Below are 21,505 nucleotides of genomic sequence, written 5' to 3' on the forward strand. Positions count from 1 at the left end.
TATTTTGTGGATAAAGGTAAACAAAAAGTATGCCGACCAAAGCAAGCTCGTTGTAATGCCATTTTTCTTGGTTGATAATTATGAAAACAATCCTTTAAGTAGTAAATTTGCGTGCAATTTTTGATAACCATAAGGTCTATTATAATATGTCTAAAGACATCCGAATCAAAAAAGGGTTGAACATCAACCTTGTCGGGGCTGCAGAACAGACTACTTCGAAAGCCGTTACCAGCAATGTTTACGCTCTCAATTTAGAAGATTTCCACGGGATTACGCCAAAAATGTTGATCAAAGAAGGTGCCGAGGTAAAAGCCGGCGAGCCTATTTTCTTCAACAAGAAAATTGAAGAGATGCTCTTTGTCTCGCCCGTTAGCGGTGAGTTGGTAGAGATTGTTCGCGGTGCACGGCGAAGGATATTGACCATAAAGATTTTGGCCGATAAGGAACAGCGGTACCTGACCCATGATAAAATTGATTTGAAAAAGGCCGACGCCGATGAAATTCGAACGGCCCTTTTGAAGTCTGGTTGTTGGCCGTTTATCAAGCAGCGTCCGTATGACATTGTCGCCAATCCCGATTTGGTGCCCAAGGCCATTTTTATTTCGGGCTATACAACGGCTCCTTTGGCGGCTGACGTAGATTATGTCTTACGCGGAAAAGAAAAAGAAGTACAGGCGGCCATCGATGCCCTATCAAAACTTACCCCGGGCACTATACACGTATCTGTGGGCAATACTTCCACATCGCCCTTCAGCAAAATAGAGGGTATTACCTTGCATAAAGTTTCAGGGCCACACCCTGCCGGTCTGGTGGGCACCCAAATCAATAAGATAGACCCCATCAACAAGGGAGAGGTGGTCTGGACGATTGCGCCCCAAGACTTGATCATTATGGGCGAGTGGCTGTTGACCGGCAAGTTCAATGCCGAGCGCACCGTAGCATTGGCAGGGTCTGCGGTCAAGTCACCCAAGTACTATACCACTAAAATTGGGGCCGAGATTTCTACCTTTTTGTATGCAAGCGGGGTCGATTTAAAGAAATTCAGGTTGATCAACGGTGATGTGCTCACTGGTTACAAAGTGCGGCCTGATGGGTATTTGGGTTTCTACAACAATACCGTTACGGCCATACCTGAAGGAGATGACTATGAGTTTTTCGGGTGGAACAAACCGGTATTCAACAAAATTTCGCCGACAAGGGCGCTGACCTTTTCTTGGTTAAAGCCCAATAAGAAATATGACCTTGATACCAATACCAACGGCGAGCACAGGGCCTTTGTGGTCACTGGGCTTTACGAACAGGTATTTCCGTTCGATATCTATCCACTTCAATTGTTGAAGGCCTGCATGGTCAAAGATTTGGATGAGATGGAGCAATTGGGCCTTTACGAAGTGGCCCCCGAAGACTTTGCACTTACAGAGTTTGTCTGTATATCAAAACAACCGCACCAAAAAATAATCAGGGAAGGACTTGATTTACTATACCAAGAAATAGGATAACATGAGTGATAAGAGACTTACTTTAAAGAAAAGGCTGCACATTTTAAAGCACCACTATAGAGATAGTAAGTGGGCTCCGGCATTCAATGCCCTGCATACGTTTCTGTATACCCCAGATGAGACCACGCATGGTCGGGGTACCCATGTAAAGGCCGCAGACGATTTAAAGCGTACCATGAACACTGTAATCATGGCCTTGGTACCCTGCTTGCTGTTCGGCATGTTCAATGCAGGTTACCAACATTATTCGGCCATTAATGGATATCCAGAAAATTTCTCGTTGTTCGAGCATTTCTTGACTTGGGACAATTTTTGGCTGGGGGCCATTACGGTGCTGCCCTTGGTCATCGTTTCATACGGTGTGGGGTTGGCCATTGAGTTCTTGTTTGCCGTGATCAAAGGGCATGAAGTGGAGGAAGGATACCTGGTAACGGGTATGTTGGTGCCATTGATCATTCCTGTTGACACCCCACTTTGGATGTTGGCCGTTGCCGTTGCTTTTGGTGTGGTTATCGGTAAAGAGGTATTTGGAGGTACGGGCATGAATATTTTGAATCCGGCCCTGACCATCCGGGCCTTCCTGTTCTTTGCCTATCCCACTTGGATGAGTGGTGACAAGGTATGGGTGCACGGTGCCGTTGATAGGACCGGTACAGCAGATGCCATTTCTGGTGAAACAGTATTGGGTTATCTGGCCCAGGGTAATACGGCCGAAATGGCCCAGAAATTTGATGTGGCCGATATGTTTTTCGGCTTTATTCCCGGTTCGGTTGGTGAGACTTCCACCCTTTTGATCCTTTTGGGCGGGTTGTTCCTCATTTTCTCAAAAATCGCAAGCTGGCGTATCATGGTTAGTGCCGTTATAGGTTCGTTGGCAATGGGGCTCATATTCAACTGGGTCGTAGACATGGGTTGGATAGCTGAGTACAGCAAGTTCTATAGCCTTATGAGCTTTGAATATTGGAAGCATCTTATCGTGGGTGGCCTTGCCTTTGGCATTGTCTACATGGCAACCGACCCGGTCACAGGCTCACAGACCAATAGGGGAAAATGGATCTACGGATTTTTAATAGGGTTTCTATCGGTCATGATCCGTGTGTTTAACCCGGCCTATCCAGAAGGGGTGTTCTTGGCCATTCTGTTGATGAACGTCTTTGCGCCCACCATCGACCACTATGTGATAAGGGGCAATATCAGAAGACGATTTAAAAGATGGCAAAACGCCAAAATTTATCCTAGAATTTCTGAAGAAAAACAAGCACTTAAAGCTGAAACTGTTTAATTACTATGGCAATCAATACCGAAAAGAACACGTATACCGTAATTTTCGCGACCATCATGGTGGCCGTCGTGGGATCGATATTGGCTTTTTTGGCCTCTAGTCTGCGCCCGGCCATCGAGAAGAACGAGCGTTTTGAAAAACAGCAGAACATTCTCTACGCCATGGGTGTTAACGAGAACGATGGCGATAGTGGGGTAAACTTTGTTCCCACTGAAAGGGTCGAGGAAGAATTTTCAAAGTATATCAAAAAACAATTGGTCATCGATCCCAACGGAAATGCTCAAGAAGACCCAGAGGCTTTCCTCATCGATATGAAAAAGCAGTTGAAAGCCTTTAAAGAAGGCAATGAGGCCAAGTTTCCATTATTTGTGGGAGAAAAAGATGGCAAGAAATTCTATATTCTGCCCATGTACGGAAAAGGATTGTGGGATGCCATCTGGGGCTACATTTCGCTGGATGAGAACATGGTCGTGCAAGGTGTTTATTTTGACCATAAGGCCGAAACTCCCGGGCTTGGGGCAAATATTAAAATGCGCTTTTTTATGGACGACTTTGAAGGGGAATCCGTATTGGATGGAAACAGCTTTAAGGGCATAGCCGTGGTGAAGGGGAACAATGACCCTTTGAACCAAGATAAAGATGACAATGAGGTTGATGCGTTGGCAGGTGCCACCATTACTGGCAATGGAGTAACTGCTATGATCAACGAAACTCTCAAAATCTATAGACCCTATTTGGAAACATTAAGAAATAACTAAGATGGCACTACTTTCAAAAAAAGATGCAAATTTGATTTTGGACCCATTGACGGACAATAACCCAATAACCATTCAGGTATTGGGTATCTGTTCAGCATTGGCGATAACGGCCGAGCTTAAAGCTTCAATAGTAATGGCCATATCGGTAATTTTTGTTTTGGGGGTGGGTAATGTGGTCGTGTCTTTGATGCGCAATATTATTCCTTCTAAAATTAGAATTATCGTTCAACTTGTGGTCATTGCAGCATTGGTAATTATCGTTGACCAGGTATTAAAAGCTTTTGCATATGAGTTGAGCAAGACCCTTTCGGTTTTTGTGGGATTGATTATTACCAACTGTATCATCATGGGGCGCTTTGAGGCATTTGCCCTCGGTAATGGCGTTTGGCGCTCGTTTTTAGACGGCATTGGCAATGCATTGGGCTATGGTGTCATTCTTATAATTGTCGGATTTTTTAGGGAACTATTGGGTTCTGGAACGTTGCTGGGTTATCAGGTATTGGGTGACCCCATTGCAAAAACTGGGTTATATTCAATCGGCTATGAAAACAATGGTTTCATGATCATACCTCCGGCAGCACTGATTGTCGTCGGCATCATTATTTGGGTACAACGCTCCCGCAATAGGGCATTGATAGAAGAAGCATAAAATATATTTCAGATGTTAGAGCATATAGAATTATTTTTCAAGTCAATATTTATCGATAACATGGTTTTTGCCGTGTTCTTGGGAATGTGTTCATATTTGGCGGTATCAAAAAAGGTCAGTACAGCTGTTGGCCTTGGTGCAGCGGTCATTTTTGTTTTGGCCGTTACGGTGCCGCTCAACTGGCTTTTGGACCAGTACCTGCTTCAAGAAGGAGCTTTGGCCTGGCTAGGTCCTGAATACGCCGATTACAATTTGAGTTTTTTGTCGTTCATCCTATTTATCGCCACGATTGCGACAATGGTACAGTTGGTAGAAATTGTGGTCGAGAAATTCTCTCCGGCACTTTATAATTCATTGGGTATTTTCTTGCCGTTGATTGCGGTGAACTGTGCCATATTGGGTGGTTCGCTCTTCATGCAAGCACGGGAAATACCAAACTTGGGCTTGGCTTTCAATTATGGGGTTAGCTCGGGCATTGGCTGGTTCTTGGCCATTTTGGCAATAGCTGCCATCCGTGAGAAGATTAGGTACTCTAATGTACCCCCTGCACTACGCGGATTGGGTATTACCTTTATTATTACCGGCCTTATGGGTATTGGTTTTCAGAGTTTCGGTGGTATGCTCACCGGCGACAACGAACCGCCAGAACAGCCTATGCCGACCACTGTAGAAAAGGTTGATAAAGAAGAAGTGAAAAAAGAGTTGGAAGACAAAGAAAAAGAGGTCTCATTTAACGAAGTCATAAACGAAGAAAAATGATATTAGCTACCAGTACCGTAGGTACCATTTTGATTACCGTAGTTGCGTTTCTTATCTTGATTTTGCTTTTGGTGGCGTTGCTGCTTATTACAAAGGAAAAGCTTTCACCTTCGGGCCCCGTAACGATAACCATCAATGGTGAAAAAAAGCTTGAGGTCGAATCTGGTAACTCCCTCTTGACTACCTTGGGCAACAAAAAAATCTTTCTACCATCGGCCTGTGGTGGCGGGGGAACCTGCATACAGTGCGAGTGCCATGTACTATCAGGTGGCGGCGAGCCTTTACCGACCGAAACTCCCCATTTTTCTAAGCGAGAGCTGCAAGAGGGCGCCCGTTTGGCCTGTCAGGTTAAGGTCAAGCAAGATATGGAAATCACCATTCCTGAAGAGGTGTTCGGTATCAAAAAATGGGAAGCCACTGTTGTCAGAAACTACAATGTGGCCTCGTTCATAAAAGAGTTTGTGGTCGAGATTCCTGAAGACATGAACTACAAGGCAGGAGGGTATATTCAGATTGAAATTCCACCCTGCGAAATCAAGTATGAAGACATTGATATCACCGCGCATCCTGAAGAGCACGATGATCCCGAAAAGTTCAAAACCGAGTGGGACAAGTTCAACCTATGGCCTTTGGTGATGAAGAATACCGAAACTGTTGAAAGGGCCTATTCAATGGCCTCTTACCCAGCAGAAGGGCGCGAAATCATGCTGAACGTTCGTATTGCCACCCCGCCATGGGACCGATCTAAGAATGGATGGATGGACGTAAACCCTGGGGTTGCCTCCTCATATATTTTCAACTGTAAAAAGGGAGACAAAGTGACCATATCAGGTCCATTTGGTGAATTCTTCATCAATGAATCTGATGCCGAGATGCTATATGTAGGTGGTGGAGCAGGAATGGCACCGATGCGATCGCATCTGTACCATTTGTTCAAGACCATGAAAACAGACCGAAAGGTTACCTATTGGTATGGGGGTCGTTCGAAACGTGAACTTTTCTACATTGATCATTTCAAACAATTGGAAAAAGAGTTTCCAAACTTTAAGTTCTATATGGCACTTTCTGAGCCGTTGGAAGAAGACAATTGGAAGGTGAAGAAAGATATCAATGATGAAGAGGGCGATGGTTTTGTTGGTTTTATCCATAACTGTGTTATCGAGCACTACTTGAACCATCATGAATCACCCGAAGATATAGAGCTGTATTTCTGTGGGCCACCATTGATGAACAAGGCCGTACAGAAAATGGGCGAAGACTTTGGAATTCCTGACGAGAACATCAGGTTCGATGATTTTGGAGGATAATTTCAAAAACTAAAATAACCAAACCGATGCCCCTGCATCGGTTTTTTTATAAATGGAAGAGCGAAGGGCACTTACCAAACAAGAATTGCACAACTTGGCCATGAACATTGTGGGCCGTGAATTGCAGGCCGATGGTTTTGAGTTTATGGCCGTGAACAGCAAACCAAAGAAGAACCCCCAGTTCGTGTGCTTAAAAGAAAAGCAATTACATTTTATAGTGGTCAGAAATATCGAATATCCTTCAGACCCCTCGGTTTATGATGATAAACTGATGCAGAAGGTAAAGCAACATGCGGCAAAGTTTGAGGCCAAAACGTATTACGCGGGTGTGGGCCTTTCGAATGCCGCCAATAGAGAATTGCCGGTATATCTGAATGAAGATTATATAGTAGAATATCAGGGTTTGATAGAGATAACATGAGAAAACGGTTTGCCATATTTGCCATACTGGCCCTATGCGTAGGTTGCACCCCAGAACTAGGGGTCAAGAACCAGCATGTTGGCCAGGCGTTGGGTACCACCTACGCCATTACCTTTATTGCTGACCGGCAATTGGATTACCAAAAAGATATCGATTCGGTGTTTGCAGTGGTCAATAAATCGATGTCCACCTATATTTCCACCTCAGATATTTCAAGAATCAATAATGGTGACACCACTCTTGTGGTCGATGATATGTTTAAAGAGGTGTTTCTGTTGTCAAAAGAAGTCCACCAAAAAACCAAGGGCTATTTTGACCCCACAGTGGGCGTGTTGGTAGATGCATGGGGTTTTGGCCCTGGTGAGCAACAAGAAATGGACAGCATCACCGTAGACAGTTTACTGCAATTTGTTGGATGGGAAAAGGTGCAACTGAAACCAGACAACACGATTTCAAAAAAATATTCAAGTATTCGGTTCGATTTTAATGCCATTGCGAAAGGGTACGCTATTGACCGATTGGGAAAAATGCTCGACCAAAGGGGAATCGCTAATTACCTCATCGAGGTAGGTGGAGAAATATTGGCCAAGGGCATCAATGTTATTTCTGATAAGCCTTGGTCTGTTGGCATCGATGATCCCCAGGTCGAGAACGGCAGAAGGCTCAAAAAAATTATTGCCCTAAAAGACAAGGCCATGGCATCATCGGGCAATTATCGAAAGTTCCGCATAGACCCAAACACAGGTAAAAAGTATGTGCATACCATAGATCCGAAAACGGGCTATACCAAGAATTCAAATGTGTTGGCCACCAGTGTGATCGCTGACGATTGCGCTACTGCTGATGCCTTTGCCACGGCCTTTATGGCCATGGAGCTTCAAGAATCGAAAGAGGTATTGAAAGAACAGACCGACTTGGAGGCCTATATTATTTATTTGGATGAAAAGGGGGAAACACAAGAGTTTATGACCAGCGGTTTTGAGGCTTTGGTGCTAGAGTGATCATTTGGCTACCAGCGGTATCAGTTCGCCCTTGGCCAAACGGTACCTGTTTATTTCTTCTTCTGAAAGTTGTCGGGTATAATCAACCGCCTTAACCTTGAAACCCACTTCTCCCAACTTCTCAAAATAATCCATGCCATAAATGCGTACATGGTCATACTGGCCAAAAATTTTGGCCCTTTCTTTCTTGTCGGTAATGGTGTCATCTTCAAAAGTGGTGGCACGGCCCAGGTCTTGAGGAACCTGAAAAATGCCCCAACCGCCCGGTTTCATAATGCGATAGAGCTCTTGCATTGCCTTTTTGTCATCGGGTATATGCTCTAAAACGTGATTGCACAGCACCACATCAAAGGAGTTATTGTCAAAGGGTAAGTTGCATATGTCGGCTTTGATATCAGCTAAGGGAGAATTTAAGTCAGTAGTAACATATGTGATGTTCCTTAGTTTTTTGAAACGTTTATAGAATGCCTGCTCAGGTGCAAAATGGAGCACCCTCAGGTTGCTCTTAAAAAAATCCGTTTCGTTTTTCAGGAACAACCAGAGCAGGCGATGGCGTTCTAGCGAAAGGGTAGAGGGCGAGAGTACATTCTCACGTGGATTTTCGTATCCGTACGGTAAAAAGCTCCGAAAGCTTTTCCCATCAATGGGATCCGTGTATTTTTTGCCCTTGAAGAAAAAGGCAAGAAACGGGCGTATAAAAAAGCTTAACTTGATCAACCAGGGCCTTGGCAAAAGATTGAGCAGATATTTGAATGCCTTTTTCATTCTAGCGCTTAAAAGGGAAAGAATGATTAGAGCTGAAGTTGTTTGCTTCTGAATTCGGCTTCCTCATCTGTTTCGATGCCCAATGCCTCATAGATGTATTGAAACGTTGACAAAAGCTCGGGCTTTCCATTGACCAATGCCACGTCATGTTCAAAATGCGCGCTTGGCTTGCCATCGGCGGTAAGAATTGTCCAACCGTCCTTTAGTTGTTTTATGCGTCGGGTGCCCATATTGATCATGGGTTCAATGGCCACGACCAGACCGTCGACAAATTTCTTGCCCCTGCCTCTCTTGCCATAATTGGGCATTTCGGGTGCTTCGTGCAGTTTGGTGCCCAGACCATGGCCCACCAATTCTCGAACCACACCATAGCCATGGCTTTCACAGTAGTTTTGAATGGCATAGCCGACATCACCGACGCGGTTTCCGGCCTTGAATTGGCGAATGCCTATATACAAAGATTCTTTGGTGACTCTTAGTAATTTCTTCGTCTCTTCCGCCACTTCACCAACTTCAAACGTATAGGCATGGTCGCCGTAAAATCCATTTTTCAAGGCTCCACAATCGACTGAGACGATATCGCCGTCTTTCAAGGGCTCATCGTTGGGGATACCATGCACAACTTGTGCATTCGGACTCCAGTTCAAGGTGTTCGGAAAATCGTACATACCTAAAAATCCAGGTTCGGCACCATGGTCACGAATAAATTCCTCGGCCATTTTGTCGAGCTTCAACGGATTCGCACCGGGCTTTATCTCAGAAGCCAGCATGCCCAACGTTTTTGAGACTACCAATGCGCTTTCGCGCATCAACTCTATTTCTTCCAGTGTCTTGATTTTCAACATGTGGGCAAAGATAAGTCGAATTCGATTAATGGATTGTCAAGGTCGAAATCAAATTAAGGTATGTCTGGTCATGGCCGCAGGTTTTTCAATTCCCATCATTTTCAAGATGCTGGGGGCAATATCGCCCAGTACACCACTTTTTACTTCTTTGATATCGTTATCGACCACTATCAACGGCACGGGATTGGTAGTATGCGCCGTATTGGGGCTACCATCGGGGTTGATCATCGTATCGCAGTTGCCATGGTCGGCTATAACAATGGTTGAATAACCGTTTTCTTGACCAGCGGTAATCACATCTTTTGCACATTCGTCTACCGTTTCACATGCCTTTATAGCGGCTTCCATCACACCGGTATGCCCCACCATGTCAGGGTTCGCAAAGTTCAGACAGATAAAATCAGCAGTACCTTCTTTTAGCTTCGGAATAATGGCACCCCTTATCTCATATGCGCTCATCTCGGGCTTGAGGTCATATGTGGCTACCTTGGGCGAAGGACACAGAATACGCTCTTCACCTTCAAAGGGTTCTTCTCGACCACCGTTAAAGAAAAAAGTGACATGCGGATATTTTTCGGTCTCGGCAATCCGTATCTGCTTTTTGCCATGTTTTGACAATACCTCGCCCAAGGTTTCGCTGATGTTTTCTTTGTCGTAAATTACCTTGACCCCTTTGAACGTATCGTCATAATTGGTCATGGTAACATAATACAGGTCTAATTTATGCATGTTGTGCTCATGCATATCTTTTTGGCTGAGCACTTCGGTAAGTTCACGGCCACGGTCTGTTCTGAAGTTGAAGAATATGACTACATCACCGTCTTTTATGGTTCCATTTTCATCGAGCAGTATAGGCTTTATAAACTCATCGGTGATACCATTGTCATAGCTTTGCTGCATGGCCTGCGAGACATCATCGAAAACTTCTCCCTTACCGTGTACCATCAGGTCATAGGCCAATTTGACCCGCTCCCAACGCTTATCCCGGTCCATCGCATAATAACGGCCGATGACCGATGCCAACTGAGTGTTCTTGTCCCGACAAAAATCGACCACCTCTTGCAGAAAACCTTTGCCGCTTTTTGGATCAACATCGCGCCCATCGGTAAAGGCATGGATGTACGACCGGGAAACACCTTTGTCATGTGCCGCTTTTACAAGGGCCTTCAGGTGATCGATATGGCTGTGTACCCCACCATTGCTGACCAAACCCAAGAAATGGACCGTTCGACCATTCTTGTTGGCATACTCAAACGCTTCTGCCAACACCTGTTCGTCTTTTAAGGTATCTTCTTTGACAGCCTTGTTGATTTTGGCCAGATCTTGGTAAACGATCCTACCGGCACCCAGGTTCATATGGCCTACTTCGCTATTTCCCATCTGCCCCTCGGGCAGTCCTACGTTCATGCCATCGGTCAGCAATTCGGCGTTGGGATATTTTGTGTAAAGGGAGTCGATAAAAGGGGTGTTCGCCTTTTCTATAGCAGATACTTCTGGGTTGGGAGATTTTCCCCATCCATCCAAAATCATCAAGATAACTTTCTTATTCATAGGGAGTCAAAAATCAGTTGGTGTAAATTCACTTATTTGCTTTGAAATGCGCCATTTATTGCTGAAAAATTATAAAAGAGTCCTTCTCGTTGCGCATCTTGTTAAAATTGAGTTATTTAATTGTTAATCATGTAACGGTTGGCTTTTGTTGTCGTCTATTTAGATGTCAATCATATCTAAATCAAAATTATTCATCATGAAAAAAACGATCCTAACACTGTTGTTGGTCTGTGCCTTTGGTGTCGCACAGGTCAGTGCCCTGAAAGGGCCGGTCAAAGTTACAAAAGACATTGACCTAATTGAAGACTTTAAACTGAATTCTTTCTGCACGGCCATTATGAAGGGCGATGTCGCCACGGTAAAAAAAATGATCGAGCTTGGGGAAGATGTAAACCAGAAATCTTTGGGAATGGCCCCCATCCATTATGCCGCACGTTATAACAAGGCAGAGATCTTGCAAGTGTTGTTGGCCAATGGTGCCGATGTCAAAAGAAGGTGCGACAAGGGCTTTACCGCTGTAAAGCACGCCGAGCTTTCGAACGCAATGGATGCCTTAAAAGTCTTGAAAGCTGCTATGAAAAAGTAATACGGGGTTTTTCATCAATCAAAAAACCCATTGCCAAGCAATGGGTTTTTTTCATTTACAAATATAGTGTTCAAGTAAAAGAGTAAATGAATTTTAAAAATCATACCCGGTAAAAACGCGGTACAAAAGCGCATAAAGGCCCAACGAAAGCATTATTGCGCAGAATACCGAATACACCTTTAAACATATGACCAGAAATTCCGGTTTACAGTTGTCAAAGGCTTCGATGTAAAGATTTTTGAAGTGTAATAGTGTCCCCATATAGTCTGTTTTCGTCATTAATCATTCACAGCTATAAGGGATTAAATCCTAGGAGTAAGCATTCGGGAAAAATAAAGATACAAAAAAGCGTTCTAATGCGGCAAATTATCGGCCAAAGGCAGATATCATCGACCTTTATACTTTTCTATTGCCGCTTTGATTTTTTGGATACGGTTTTCAGGATCAGGGTGGGTACTTTGAAACTCGGGAACTCTGTTCGGTCCTGCCGCCGCCTTTAATATTTTCATGACCTCGATCATTTCGTATGGGTCATAGCCCGCCCGTATCATAAAGAGTACACCCAGTTCATCGCTTTCCAACTCATCGTCACGGCCATTTTTCAACAAAGTGTTTTGGCCGATACTGCCCACGATATCGCCTGCATCGGCACCAACACTGGCACCCATTGATACGGTTCTCCAAAAATTGGTCTCAGCGATTCGCTCGGCCGAATGGCGCCCGATGACATGCCCTATCTCGTGCCCCAGTACGCCGGCCAATTGCGCTTCGTTAAGTTTCTTGAAAAGAGCATAGGTGATAAAGCATTGCCCGCCTGGCAGTGCAAAGGCGTTGATGGTCTTATCGTCTGCCAAAAGATGGAAATCGTATTGATAGGGAGTCTCACGCGCAATACTGCTGTTCACCAACTTTTTGCCCACGGCATCAACAAAAGCCTGCAAACGCTCGTCTGGGTAAAGCCCACCGTGCTGCTGCGCCATTTGCGGGGCGCTTTGAAGGCCGATGGCAATCTCTTGCTCTGCGGTCATGTTGATGTTCTGGACCCTTCCGGTGTATGGGTTTTCTTCTTTATTGCTGCATCGTTGCACAAAGGCGAAGGCCACAATGGCCAGACCAATAAGTATACGGATTTTCCAGCTGCCCCTACTTCTCATGGCTGTTCGTGTTCAATACATTGGTAAGATACAAAAAACACTAAAGAAGGTCTTGGTTGATGTCCAAAATATTGTCTTGGATGTAGGTCTTCAAAAAACCAGTGGTAAAGTGCTCGCATCCCAAGAAATCTTCTTTCGACAACAACTTCACCACATTGAGTTTACGGTAGGCGGTAAGCATCGGAATAGCAAGCGGGGCATAGCTGTAGTGCCAAGGTTCATACTTAAAACCCTTGCGCCGGGGATCGTTGGTATAGACCAAGTGAAAGTCAAATTTTTCCGCATTTTCATCGAGCCAAAGCTTAAAACCTTCAAAAGGCCCCCCTTTTTCAAATTTTTCTGGAACCAGTACATCGCCATTGGTCTGTGCATTGTCATCGATGATGTCGATATCGGTGCCCCAATGGTGCCTGCTGGTGCCCGGTATGGTAGAATATTCGATGATTTTTTCGATGGCCTCCATCGGTTGCATACCATCGTCTTCGGTATATCGAATATATTTTCGCTCCCAAATCGACTGTTGACGGTAAAAATCACGAAAACTCGATACCATTTGAATGGCAAAACCATCTTTTTCGGCGGCAGCCCTCATTTTTACAAAGGCATCATGGGCCTCTTTTCGCAGGTTGATGCCCTCGCCAAAAAGTTCAATATCGGCCTTGCCCATTAATTCTTCGGTTGAGAACTCTTGTGGCGAGGCCCAGACATTTTGGGGCAGTGCAGCGATGGCCAAACCGGCCATACCAGAGTTTTTGATAAAAGAACGTCGTTGCATCGGTGATGAAAGTTTAGATAACAAACTTATACATTACGGTTGTAACAAATACGGTGCCCTTTTCAAAAAAGCAAAAAATATGCTGTGTTCTATCGAAACAATCATTGAGTTGGTACTATCGGTTCAAAAACAGAAATCCCTGATATTCAAGCTCTAAATCGTCTAAGGTTACCAAATAAAAGTATACCCCCTCAGGAAGCCCGATTTCTCGGTTGATCACAAGATTATCAAGGTTCGAGAACCCGTTGAACTCATTGGTGTAATTAAATTTCTCGTAAACCATTTGCCCAAATCGGTTAAAAATTCTCAGCGAGTTGTTGGGCGAAGCCTCCATGCCCTCTATGACCAGAAAATCGTTGATGCCGTCCCCATCAGGACTCAAAAAGTAATTGCCCAGCGTGGGGTTGTTCACTGCAAACGTGTCGGTGGGCAAGGGTACAGTGCCAAAGGTAATGGCCGCAAAGTCATTGGGCAGAAACTTTTCAGAAGTTATAAAGCCCTGTTGTATGTCGCCACCAAAGGCCGTATTGCCCAAAACTACCCATTGCCGGGCCGCAATATTGTATCCCACAACCACTAGGTCTTCAGGCAGCGTCGCCAAGGCAGTAAGATTGCTTCGGGGGTTCCAACTGATGGTAACGGTAGAGGGTACACTGCCCTGCAGCACCCAAAACTCGTTTGAAGAGATGCCGCCGATGTCACGTACTTTATCATCAATGTCAAACCGTTCTGGCAATGATGTTGGGTTTGATGGATTTTCAAAAAAATAGGCACAGCGGGCCAGTTCGTTGGTACGGTCAGAATCCATGACCAAGGGGCGCAGTTGGTCTTCATCGCCTACCGGAAACGAAAAGAACTGCTTGTTCGAAACCGCTGCAAAGCCATTTACTTTGGCCAAGTCGTTCTCGCCCGTAAAAAAGGCATCGTCCATAAACTCAAAATAGACGTCGATGATGTTTTTGGGGGTGATGATGTCACCATCGATAAAATTGGCATTGTTGGTCACGCCCATAGGGGTATCGAGTAAAAGGCCGTTTGCCACCATGATCTCCATATCTTGAAATTGTGTGGGGAAGGCCCCCGAGACCCTGATCGGCGCCACCCCATAAAACCCGACTAGCCCTTGGTTGGCATCAAAGGTGCCGTTGTTGACAAGGTCGGTATGAAAGCCCATTTGCCCAGTACTGTGCACCCGTAGGTTACCGCTGTTATAAAGGGCGGTTTGGGCATAGGTCAAGGTCACACCCAATAAAAATGCTATGTTGAGAAATTGTTTCAATCTTTAGTTTTTGGCTTTTAACATCGCCTTGATTTCGGCCATGTCTTTTTTAAGGGTCTTCAGTTCGCTGTTCAGTTCGTGGTTCTGTGCTTGCAAAGCCTTGATTTTCTTTTCTTGCTCGATGGTATGCAGAAAGAGCTCCTCAATTTTTTCGAGGTTTTGAAGGTTTGATTCGCTCAAGTTCCAGACCCCTTCTGATTTGACTTGGGCTGCTGATTTGATACCGGGCAGGTGATGGTTCTTTTTTAAGAAATTTTCAATGTCAGCAAGGCTTTTGAAAGTATAGTTTGGGTCAATTTCTGAAAAGCCCGTAAAATAGTGTTGGAAGACGTAGTCTGGTACTGTGATTGTTGTAATATTTGAAACAAATCCCCCATCAGCCCTGACTCTGCCAGCGACATGAAGATTTTCAGCAGGATTGGTCAAACCGATGCCCACTTGGCCGCCTAAGGTCATCCGCATAATTTCAGAGACTGCTACCGAAAAGGCCAAATCGTTGCCATCGCGATACATGCCTGTGCCCGAACTTCCAAACCCAAAAGCAGGGTCGCCTAGCAATCCATTACCAGCTACATATGTATTGGAAAAGGTGGAACCGTTCACATCTAGTCGATAAGAGGGATTTGGAGAATTTGTACCAATACCCAAGGCTTGGCTACTGGTATCCCAAAAAAGATTGTTAAAGTCACTAGTGATGGCATTCCCTGACGGATCCGCAAACAACACGGCCCCGGGGATTTCATTTATTGCCCCTGAGTCATTGTCTGACCCGATAGTCCACTGCCCCGCCGTGTTATCCCACTTTATGATTTGGCCAGTAGTTGTTGCCCCCATATCGCTTAAATCGGCTGCTAGGATTGAGGCGTCGAGTATGTTCGCAGATGTGACCGCGTCCGTGGCGATGTCCACGTTCTGCACATCGCCGTCCAAGATTTTGGCTGAGGTAATGGCGTTGTTCGCGATGGTCAGTGTGCCGTCGTTTGCTAATGTAGCATCACCTCCAATTGTTTGTCCTACTGGATTGTTACTGTTGTCGCCAATAAATATCTGACCATTATTAAGAGTACTTGTGCCACCGGCAGGAGTAATCCAATCTGTAGTGCCTGTAGCAGTTGCAGAGAGTACCTGACCATTTGTTCCCAAATCACCATCAGCATCTAAGAGTACACCTCCTAGTTCTAGACTTTGATTTATAATAACATTTGTATTCCCTGTTGTAGGTTCATCAATTCTAAGAGCTTCAAAACCTCCAACGGAAAAGCCTATTTCATCGGCAGCTGGTCGATAAATACCAGTATCCAGTCCAGTGTCATTTACGAATCGGAAAGCGGGATTTGCAGCTGTACCATCCGCTGAATTTATACCCTCAACTCGTACTTCTCCCGCAAAATGAAATTTACTCAATGGAGGGTTGGCGCCATTGCCAAAGCCAATATTTCCAAGTCCAGTGAAAACCAAAGATTCTCCAGATCCAACTTCATAAGTTCTTAAAGTTTCGGTTTGAGCTAAGTTGGTGTTTGACAAATTATTTCCTGTTCCCGCTGCCGCGATCTCGTCGATGGCGGCCTGTGCGTTGGTTGCCGCGAGGCCCGATGCGGTTGGGTCGTAAGGCACGGCCACTGCGTCCTGCAGTTCGTTCGTATCGTCGGTGTCGTTGTCGGCCGCTATGTGCCCGTTTATCAGTGCGGTGTTGGCCGCCACATCGGTGTCCAGGGCGAAGGGGGAGAGGTCCACGGTGGCCCCTGCCGCGCCGGTGCCGGTCAGTTCAAGGCTCTCCACGTTGAGGTTGCCCGCGTTGATGAAGTCGTTGGCGCCTCCAGCGGCGGCGATCTCGTCGATGGCGGCCTGTGCGTTGGTTGCCGCGAGGCCCGATGCGGTTGGGTCGTAAGGCACGGCCACTGCGTCCTGCAGTTCGTTCGTGTCGTCGGTGTCGTTGTCGGCCGCTATGTGCCCGTTTATCAGTGCGGTGTTGGCCGCCACATCGGTGTCCAGGGCGAAGGGGGAGAGGTCCACGGTGGCCCCTGCCGCGCCGGTGCCGGTCAGTTCAAGGCTCTCCACGTTGAGGTTGCCCGCGTTGATGAAGTCGTTGGCGCCTCCAGCGGCGGCGATCTCGTCGATGGCGGCCTGTGCGTTGGTTGCCGCGAGGCCCGATGCGGTTGGGTCGTAAGGCACGGCCACTGCGTCCTGCAGTTCGTTCGTGTCGTCGGTGTCGTTGTCGGCCGCTATGTGCCCGTTTATCAGTGCGGTGTTGGCCGCCACATCGGTGTCCAGGGCGAAGGGGGAGAGGTCCACGGTGGCCCCTGCCGCGCCGGTGCCGGTCAGTTCAAGGCTCTCCACGTTGAGGTTGCCCGCGTTGATGAAGTCGTTGGCGCCTCCAGCGGCGGCGATCTCGTCGATGGCGGCCTGTGCGTTGGTTGCCGCGAGGCCCGATGCGGTTGGGTCGTAAGGCACGGCCACTGCGTCCTGCAGTTCGTTCGTGTCGTCGGTGTCGTTGTCGGCCGCTATGTGCCCGTTTATCAGTGCGGTGTTGGCCGCCACATCGGTGTCCAGGGCGAAGGGAGAGAGGTCCACGGTGGTACCAGCACCCCCACCAGTACCAATAAGATTTAGTGTTTCACCAGTTAAATTACCGTCATTCACAAAATCATTAGTATCTACTCCACCACCACCTACAGTGGCCCAAGAATAGTTTCCTAAACCATCGGTTGCTAAAACTTGACCATTTGAACCACCTGGAGGAATTTCAATTTCATTAGTGGGGTCACCATCCAATTCTGAAGTTAGATAGCCGTTATTGGAAACAAAAGCATCGACTGCGATCTCATCAAGGGTTGTATCTATACCACCTAATGGAACAGTTCCGTTGAACCCTGGTGCTGTCCCAGAAAATATAAGATCGGTTCCATTTAATGTCACACCTGTAATCACTCCGTCAGCTCCACCCCCAGAAAGACCGCTAAGATCTGCAGTGAGTAAATTTCCACCTTCGGTGATTTCCAAGATATTTCCATTTAGCTTGGCGTTTGTAATTGCTTCATTTGTGACACTGCCGTCAACTTCAGCTGTCAAAAAACCATTGTTTGAAACCGCATTGTCAACCAATGCTTCAAGCGGAACGTTACCATTGAATCCTCCATTTGCACCAGTAACTACAAGATTATTGCCAGCGGTAGTTATGTTAGATATAACGCCATCTGCCCCCGACGGCAGGGGAACAGTGCCTCCGCCATTGGAAAGGGAAAGATTGTTACCCGCCAACGAAAGTGTTTGTAGCTCATTGTTAGGGTTTGAGTCGGCATCATTTACGTTTAGATTGATGATAGAACCATTGTCAATGCCGATGTTACCAGGATTTCCGTTTGTGAAAATATCTTGCTCATCTGTATTTGCACCTCCAGCATTTAGATTATCAACATCACCCTGTAGTTCTTCCAATGCCGTTTGGACATTGTTACTGCCCAGATTACCTATAGGATTTACCTCTACTTCCGAGGCATCTTGTATTTCATTCTGATCACTCAAATCCCCATCGTTTGAAATATGGTTGGTTATCAAGTTGTTGTTGTTGGCAATGTCGGTCTGTAAAGGTCCATCGTCATAAAAGGCGCCATTATTGTCGGTCAATGAGTTGCCAGGCTCTGGGCTTACTATTTGCGCGCCGGTGATAAAACCTGCATCATTTGTAAAATCCAATAAAGTGACCTGATCGTAATCGATTTCGGCATCGGCCACCGTATTGTCTTGCAGTTCTTGTTGCCCTACCGAGTTGGGTGCCAATTGGTCAGAGCTGATCGAGTTGAACTGAATGTCAAGAAACCCGTTGATGGAGCCATCGACCACATTTTCCCCTGTAATGCTGCCCACCTCAAAATTAAAATTGTCGCCGGTTTGGGTAATGACCACGGTTGCTTGGTTGTTTACCACCGGGTCGGCGGTAAAAGTTTGCACCCCAACTCCCTCAAGGGTGACACTCACCGTGTTTCCATCACTGTCGGTCAGTACCAGTTCATCATCGTTAAGGGTAAGGCTCACATTGGTGGTATTCTGTTCGCTGCAAAGGTTTACCCACTGGGTACCATCGTAGTAGTGTACACATTGGGTATCGGTGTTGTACACCATGGCACCGTGAAGGGGATTGAGACTGTTCATTTGTGCATCGCCCATTCTTGAGATGACCAACACACGTGAACTGCTTTCCAACTCAAGAACCGAATTGGGGTCTATGTTTTGTGGATTATCACCAATCTTTACCTGTGCGTTCACCGAAAAAACAGTGGCCAGGATCATTGTCAAGATAAAATAAGCAGTTCTCATGTTGTAAGACATTTACAGGGAATTATGACCAGACTAACAAAAGTAACTTTCTCTTTGAATCGGCCTAATTTTATACGTCAAAATGTAGCGGAGTATGGGTGAATGGAAACACGTTGCCACATACCTTATTTTTAGGTCGATTTCAGGGTACTTTTTAGGTAGCTGCCAATAATTAACAAAAGTTTAGAGGTGGCAAATTTTTAAAATAGGTGTTCATGGGTTTTCTTTACCTTTAACTAAATGACAGCAATGAAATTCTCTACTTTTTTTCTCTTTCTTTTCTTGTCGATAGGGTATGTGCATGCCCAAGATGATGGCCGCACTTTGTTACGAGGGCAGGTGCTTTACCGTGGCAATAACGTGGAGAACGAGAATGTGATCAACTCGACCACTGGTTTTGCCACAATAACCGACCAAGATGGGCGGTTTGCCATTCGTGTAAAGGCAGGCGATCAGTTGGTGTTCACGGCGGTTAACTACCAATTGAAAATCGTTAAGGTAACCCAGGCCATTATCGATAATCGGCGGCTTGTGGTAGAGGTCACCGAAAAGGTTACCGAATTGGATGAAGTGGTGGTGACCCCTGAAGACCAAGAGCGGTTTTTAGAGGTAAAGAACGAAGATTTTAAGCAGTACGAATATGAGATAGACCGAACCACCGAGGTAGAAAATATCGCAGAGTCACGAACTGTTCACGGTATGCGCGATGGACTCAATTTTGTGAACATCTTCAAGGCACTTTTCAATGTTGATAAAAACCCTGACACTCCGCAGCGCGAAACGCTCAAGGTCAGTGAGGTACTGCGGCACGTTTACGATGATGAGTTTTTTGTGGTTGACCTGCGGTTGCCACAAGACAAAATCGGAGCTTTTTTGGTGTATTGTGACGAACGTATTCCCTCTAACGCCTTGTTAAAAAAAGAAAATGAGTTTCAACTTATTGATTTTTTGGTGACCCAGAGCAAGCAATTTTTGAAAGAATTGGATGAGGAGTAACTTCCTGTCATTGCTGGTGCTTTTGGTCTTTCAGGGGGCACTGGCCCAAGAATCCCCTTCAAAGGACTTACGGGGCAAGGTGCTTGCCAACGGCGAGGATGTTACCGGGGTGGTGGTGCGCAATGCCACCTCTAAAAGGGCCACCATCACAGACGCTGAGGGCAATTTTACCATTCCCGTCAAGGTTAACGACACGTTGGTCTTTTTGGCTGTGCAGTTTAAGACAAAGAAACTGCCCGTAACCCGATTGATTTACAACACGAGCTTTGTAAATGTGCCTTTAGAACCGTTTGTGAACGAGCTTCAAGAGGTGGTGGTGCAGCCATTTGACCTAACGGGCGACCTTTCGAAAGATGCCGAGAAATTGGAGTTGCCACAAGATGTGAGCGCTGAGGCACTGGGGCTGCCCAATGCACGGCAAAAAATTCCCACCCAAAGCGAGCGCAAATTACAACAGGCCACATATGGCAAGTTTCATTTGGGTATGATTCTAACCCCACCCCTCGACCCAATCATCAATGCGATTTCGGGGCGTACCAAAATGTTGAAAGAGCGGGTAGCGGTCGACAGAAAGTATGCCCAGACCCAGCGGGTACAGCAGAGTATTGTCGACTCATTGTTTATTGATACCCTGAAAATTCCGAAAGAACGCATTGCCGATTTTATGTATTTCTGTGAGGCCGATCCCAATTTTGACGGGGTGGTTAACTCTGGCGACCAATTGAGGGTGTGGCAATTTATGATCGACAAAAGTGAGGCATATAGGGAAAACAATGGTTTGGAGTAGGGAAGTTTGATGTTAGATATAAGACGTGAGATGTTAGATGATAGGTGAAGGTTTATGGTTTATTGTACTTGTTTTAGAAACCCTAAATTCCAAGCACCAAATCCCAAATCCCAAGTTTTTAAAAACATGATACCAAAACCTGAAACCTGAAACCTGAAACCTGAAACAACAGAAACCTGAAATCCGTAAGAAGATCGGCACGTGGTTTGTTTATTTTTGATGGATAAAAAAAGAAAAATGAAAATTTTGAAAAGTGCACCATTGGTGTTGACAGTACTGTTCTTGACCTCTATGACCGTGGCACACAAATTCTACGTCAGCGTCACCAATGTCAATTATTCCGAAGAAGAAGATGCACTACAGATAACCAGTCGCATCTTTATCGATGACCTAGAGCGTGTTTTAGAAGAGCGGTATGATGTAGATCCTGAGCTGGCCACAAAAAAGGAAGCAGATTTTGCCGATGCGTATATAGAAAAATACCTCAGGGCCAAGTTTTCTGTGTTATTGGACAACAAGCCGGTTTCCTTTAATTTCTTGGGGAAACGGTACGATAATGATGTTATTATCTGCTATTTGGAGGTACTGGATGTCAACCTTGCTGAACGGTCTTCCATTGCCGTGCAGAACGAGGTGCTTACCGATTTGTTTGAAGAACAGCAGAACGTGGTGCACATCAAATGGATGGGCAAAAAGAAGAGCTTTGTGCTCATCAAAGAGAATAATAAAGGAATGTTAAATTTGTGATTCCAGCTTAAGGATCTGTTAAAAATGAAT

At 45.7% G+C, this 21,505-nt stretch carries 20 protein-coding genes; 12 read left to right on the plus strand and 8 right to left on the minus strand.

Annotated features, from left to right (window positions below; genetic code table 11):
• Nucleotides 1–146 precede the first annotated feature (146 nt).
• Genes VC82_RS10625 through VC82_RS10660 form a run of 8 tightly spaced genes read left to right on the plus strand, consistent with a single transcriptional unit; the run spans nucleotide 147 to nucleotide 7,676 of the window.
• The gene (locus VC82_RS10625) at nucleotides 147–1,499 is read left to right on the plus strand and encodes a Na(+)-translocating NADH-quinone reductase subunit A (protein ID WP_045802356.1); all 1,353 of its coding nucleotides are present in this window, start codon (nucleotides 147–149) and stop codon (nucleotides 1,497–1,499) included.
• A gap of 1 nt (nucleotide 1,500) precedes the next feature.
• Nucleotides 1,501–2,781: an NADH:ubiquinone reductase (Na(+)-transporting) subunit B gene (locus VC82_RS10630; protein ID WP_045802357.1), complete on the plus strand. Its 1,281-nt coding sequence runs from the start codon at nucleotides 1,501–1,503 to the stop codon at nucleotides 2,779–2,781.
• A 5-nt stretch (nucleotides 2,782–2,786) separates the two neighbouring features.
• Complete coding sequence (locus VC82_RS10635; RefSeq protein ID WP_045802358.1) at nucleotides 2,787–3,539, plus strand: Na(+)-translocating NADH-quinone reductase subunit C; 753 nt, start codon at nucleotides 2,787–2,789, stop codon at nucleotides 3,537–3,539.
• 1 nt (nucleotide 3,540) lies between these two features.
• Nucleotides 3,541–4,188: an NADH:ubiquinone reductase (Na(+)-transporting) subunit D gene (locus VC82_RS10640; protein ID WP_045802359.1), complete on the plus strand. Its 648-nt coding sequence runs from the start codon at nucleotides 3,541–3,543 to the stop codon at nucleotides 4,186–4,188.
• 12 nt (nucleotides 4,189–4,200) lie between these two features.
• Nucleotides 4,201–4,947 (plus strand): NADH:ubiquinone reductase (Na(+)-transporting) subunit E, encoded by a 747-nt coding sequence (gene nqrE / locus VC82_RS10645; RefSeq protein WP_045802360.1) that lies wholly within the window; start codon nucleotides 4,201–4,203, stop codon nucleotides 4,945–4,947.
• Entirely contained in the window at nucleotides 4,944–6,254 is a 1,311-nt protein-coding gene (gene nqrF, locus VC82_RS10650; protein ID WP_045802361.1) for an NADH:ubiquinone reductase (Na(+)-transporting) subunit F, read from the plus strand. The genes nqrE and nqrF overlap by 4 nt, the downstream gene beginning before the upstream one ends.
• 52 nt (nucleotides 6,255–6,306) lie before the next feature.
• Nucleotides 6,307–6,675, plus strand: coding sequence for a hypothetical protein (locus VC82_RS10655; protein WP_045802362.1), 369 nt, complete (start codon nucleotides 6,307–6,309; stop codon nucleotides 6,673–6,675).
• A complete protein-coding gene (locus tag VC82_RS10660) occupies nucleotides 6,672–7,676 on the plus strand; it encodes an FAD:protein FMN transferase (RefSeq protein ID WP_045802363.1) in 1,005 nt (334 codons plus the stop codon). Before VC82_RS10655 ends, VC82_RS10660 begins: the two co-directional genes overlap by 4 nt.
• On the opposite strand, the gene VC82_RS10665 is transcribed toward VC82_RS10660, so the two are convergent.
• Genes VC82_RS10665 through gpmI form a run of 3 tightly spaced genes read right to left on the minus strand, consistent with a single transcriptional unit; the run spans nucleotide 7,677 to nucleotide 10,837 of the window.
• Entirely contained in the window at nucleotides 7,677–8,441 is a 765-nt protein-coding gene (locus VC82_RS10665; protein WP_045802364.1) for a class I SAM-dependent methyltransferase, read from the minus strand.
• A 26-nt stretch (nucleotides 8,442–8,467) separates the two neighbouring features.
• Nucleotides 8,468–9,286 (minus strand): type I methionyl aminopeptidase, encoded by an 819-nt coding sequence (map, locus tag VC82_RS10670; protein ID WP_045802365.1) that lies wholly within the window; start codon nucleotides 9,284–9,286, stop codon nucleotides 8,468–8,470.
• A 48-nt stretch (nucleotides 9,287–9,334) separates the two neighbouring features.
• Complete coding sequence (gene gpmI / locus VC82_RS10675; protein ID WP_045802366.1) at nucleotides 9,335–10,837, minus strand: 2,3-bisphosphoglycerate-independent phosphoglycerate mutase; 1,503 nt, start codon at nucleotides 10,835–10,837, stop codon at nucleotides 9,335–9,337.
• A 196-nt stretch (nucleotides 10,838–11,033) separates the two neighbouring features.
• Here gpmI and VC82_RS10680 point away from each other — a divergent pair, with 196 nt between their 5' ends.
• Nucleotides 11,034–11,423 carry an ankyrin repeat domain-containing protein gene (locus VC82_RS10680; RefSeq protein WP_045803392.1) on the plus strand — a complete coding sequence of 130 codons (390 nt, stop codon included), beginning with the start codon at nucleotides 11,034–11,036 and terminating at the stop codon, nucleotides 11,421–11,423.
• A 93-nt stretch (nucleotides 11,424–11,516) separates the two neighbouring features.
• On the opposite strand, the gene VC82_RS15930 is transcribed toward VC82_RS10680, so the two are convergent.
• The 5 genes from VC82_RS15930 to VC82_RS10705 form a co-directional block, all read right to left on the minus strand.
• Entirely contained in the window at nucleotides 11,517–11,702 is a 186-nt protein-coding gene (locus VC82_RS15930) for a DUF6747 family protein (protein ID WP_045802367.1), read from the minus strand.
• Nucleotides 11,703–11,809: 107 nt separating this feature from the next.
• Nucleotides 11,810–12,577, minus strand: coding sequence for a M48 family metalloprotease (locus tag VC82_RS10690; RefSeq protein ID WP_045802368.1), 768 nt, complete (start codon nucleotides 12,575–12,577; stop codon nucleotides 11,810–11,812).
• A gap of 40 nt (nucleotides 12,578–12,617) precedes the next feature.
• Nucleotides 12,618–13,352, minus strand: coding sequence for a M15 family metallopeptidase (locus VC82_RS10695; RefSeq protein ID WP_045802369.1), 735 nt, complete (start codon nucleotides 13,350–13,352; stop codon nucleotides 12,618–12,620).
• 115 nt (nucleotides 13,353–13,467) lie between these two features.
• Nucleotides 13,468–14,631, minus strand: coding sequence for a gliding motility-associated C-terminal domain-containing protein (locus VC82_RS10700; protein ID WP_045802370.1), 1,164 nt, complete (start codon nucleotides 14,629–14,631; stop codon nucleotides 13,468–13,470).
• A gap of 3 nt (nucleotides 14,632–14,634) precedes the next feature.
• Nucleotides 14,635–18,945, minus strand: coding sequence for a beta strand repeat-containing protein (locus tag VC82_RS10705; RefSeq protein WP_157518058.1), 4,311 nt, complete (start codon nucleotides 18,943–18,945; stop codon nucleotides 14,635–14,637).
• A 249-nt stretch (nucleotides 18,946–19,194) separates the two neighbouring features.
• On the opposite strand from VC82_RS10705, the gene VC82_RS10710 reads away from it, so the two are divergent.
• The 3 genes from VC82_RS10710 to VC82_RS10720 all read left to right on the plus strand — a co-directional run bounded on the left by VC82_RS10710 (nucleotide 19,195) and on the right by VC82_RS10720 (nucleotide 21,475).
• Nucleotides 19,195–19,941 carry a carboxypeptidase-like regulatory domain-containing protein gene (locus tag VC82_RS10710; protein WP_045802372.1) on the plus strand — a complete coding sequence of 249 codons (747 nt, stop codon included), beginning with the start codon at nucleotides 19,195–19,197 and terminating at the stop codon, nucleotides 19,939–19,941.
• Nucleotides 19,931–20,728: a carboxypeptidase-like regulatory domain-containing protein gene (locus VC82_RS10715; RefSeq protein ID WP_045802373.1), complete on the plus strand. Its 798-nt coding sequence runs from the start codon at nucleotides 19,931–19,933 to the stop codon at nucleotides 20,726–20,728. Before VC82_RS10710 ends, VC82_RS10715 begins: the two co-directional genes overlap by 11 nt.
• 237 nt (nucleotides 20,729–20,965) lie before the next feature.
• Nucleotides 20,966–21,475, plus strand: coding sequence for a DUF6702 family protein (locus tag VC82_RS10720; protein WP_045803393.1), 510 nt, complete (start codon nucleotides 20,966–20,968; stop codon nucleotides 21,473–21,475).
• The last annotated feature ends 30 nt before the right edge of the window (nucleotides 21,476–21,505 follow it).

This window comes from Flagellimonas lutaonensis (genome assembly GCF_000963865.1).
GTDB lineage: Bacteria > Bacteroidota > Bacteroidia > Flavobacteriales > Flavobacteriaceae > Flagellimonas_A > Flagellimonas_A lutaonensis.

Coding starts and splice junctions, on each gene's coding strand:
- VC82_RS10625 (WP_045802356.1), top strand. CDS start 147: ATGTCTAAAGACATCCGAATCAAAAAAGGGTTGAACATCAACCTTGTC.
- VC82_RS10630 (WP_045802357.1), top strand. CDS start 1,501: ATGAGTGATAAGAGACTTACTTTAAAGAAAAGGCTGCACATTTTAAAG.
- VC82_RS10635 (WP_045802358.1), top strand. CDS start 2,787: ATGGCAATCAATACCGAAAAGAACACGTATACCGTAATTTTCGCGACC.
- VC82_RS10640 (WP_045802359.1), top strand. CDS start 3,541: ATGGCACTACTTTCAAAAAAAGATGCAAATTTGATTTTGGACCCATTG.
- nqrE (WP_045802360.1), top strand. CDS start 4,201: ATGTTAGAGCATATAGAATTATTTTTCAAGTCAATATTTATCGATAAC.
- nqrF (WP_045802361.1), top strand. CDS start 4,944: ATGATATTAGCTACCAGTACCGTAGGTACCATTTTGATTACCGTAGTT.
- VC82_RS10655 (WP_045802362.1), top strand. CDS start 6,307: ATGGAAGAGCGAAGGGCACTTACCAAACAAGAATTGCACAACTTGGCC.
- VC82_RS10660 (WP_045802363.1), top strand. CDS start 6,672: ATGAGAAAACGGTTTGCCATATTTGCCATACTGGCCCTATGCGTAGGT.
- VC82_RS10665 (WP_045802364.1), bottom strand. CDS start 8,441: ATGAAAAAGGCATTCAAATATCTGCTCAATCTTTTGCCAAGGCCCTGG.
- map (WP_045802365.1), bottom strand. CDS start 9,286: ATGTTGAAAATCAAGACACTGGAAGAAATAGAGTTGATGCGCGAAAGC.
- gpmI (WP_045802366.1), bottom strand. CDS start 10,837: ATGAATAAGAAAGTTATCTTGATGATTTTGGATGGATGGGGAAAATCT.
- VC82_RS10680 (WP_045803392.1), top strand. CDS start 11,034: ATGAAAAAAACGATCCTAACACTGTTGTTGGTCTGTGCCTTTGGTGTC.
- VC82_RS15930 (WP_045802367.1), bottom strand. CDS start 11,702: ATGACGAAAACAGACTATATGGGGACACTATTACACTTCAAAAATCTT.
- VC82_RS10690 (WP_045802368.1), bottom strand. CDS start 12,577: ATGAGAAGTAGGGGCAGCTGGAAAATCCGTATACTTATTGGTCTGGCC.
- VC82_RS10695 (WP_045802369.1), bottom strand. CDS start 13,352: ATGCAACGACGTTCTTTTATCAAAAACTCTGGTATGGCCGGTTTGGCC.
- VC82_RS10705 (WP_157518058.1), bottom strand. CDS start 18,945: ATGAGAACTGCTTATTTTATCTTGACAATGATCCTGGCCACTGTTTTT.
- VC82_RS10710 (WP_045802372.1), top strand. CDS start 19,195: ATGAAATTCTCTACTTTTTTTCTCTTTCTTTTCTTGTCGATAGGGTAT.
- VC82_RS10715 (WP_045802373.1), top strand. CDS start 19,931: ATGAGGAGTAACTTCCTGTCATTGCTGGTGCTTTTGGTCTTTCAGGGG.
- VC82_RS10720 (WP_045803393.1), top strand. CDS start 20,966: ATGAAAATTTTGAAAAGTGCACCATTGGTGTTGACAGTACTGTTCTTG.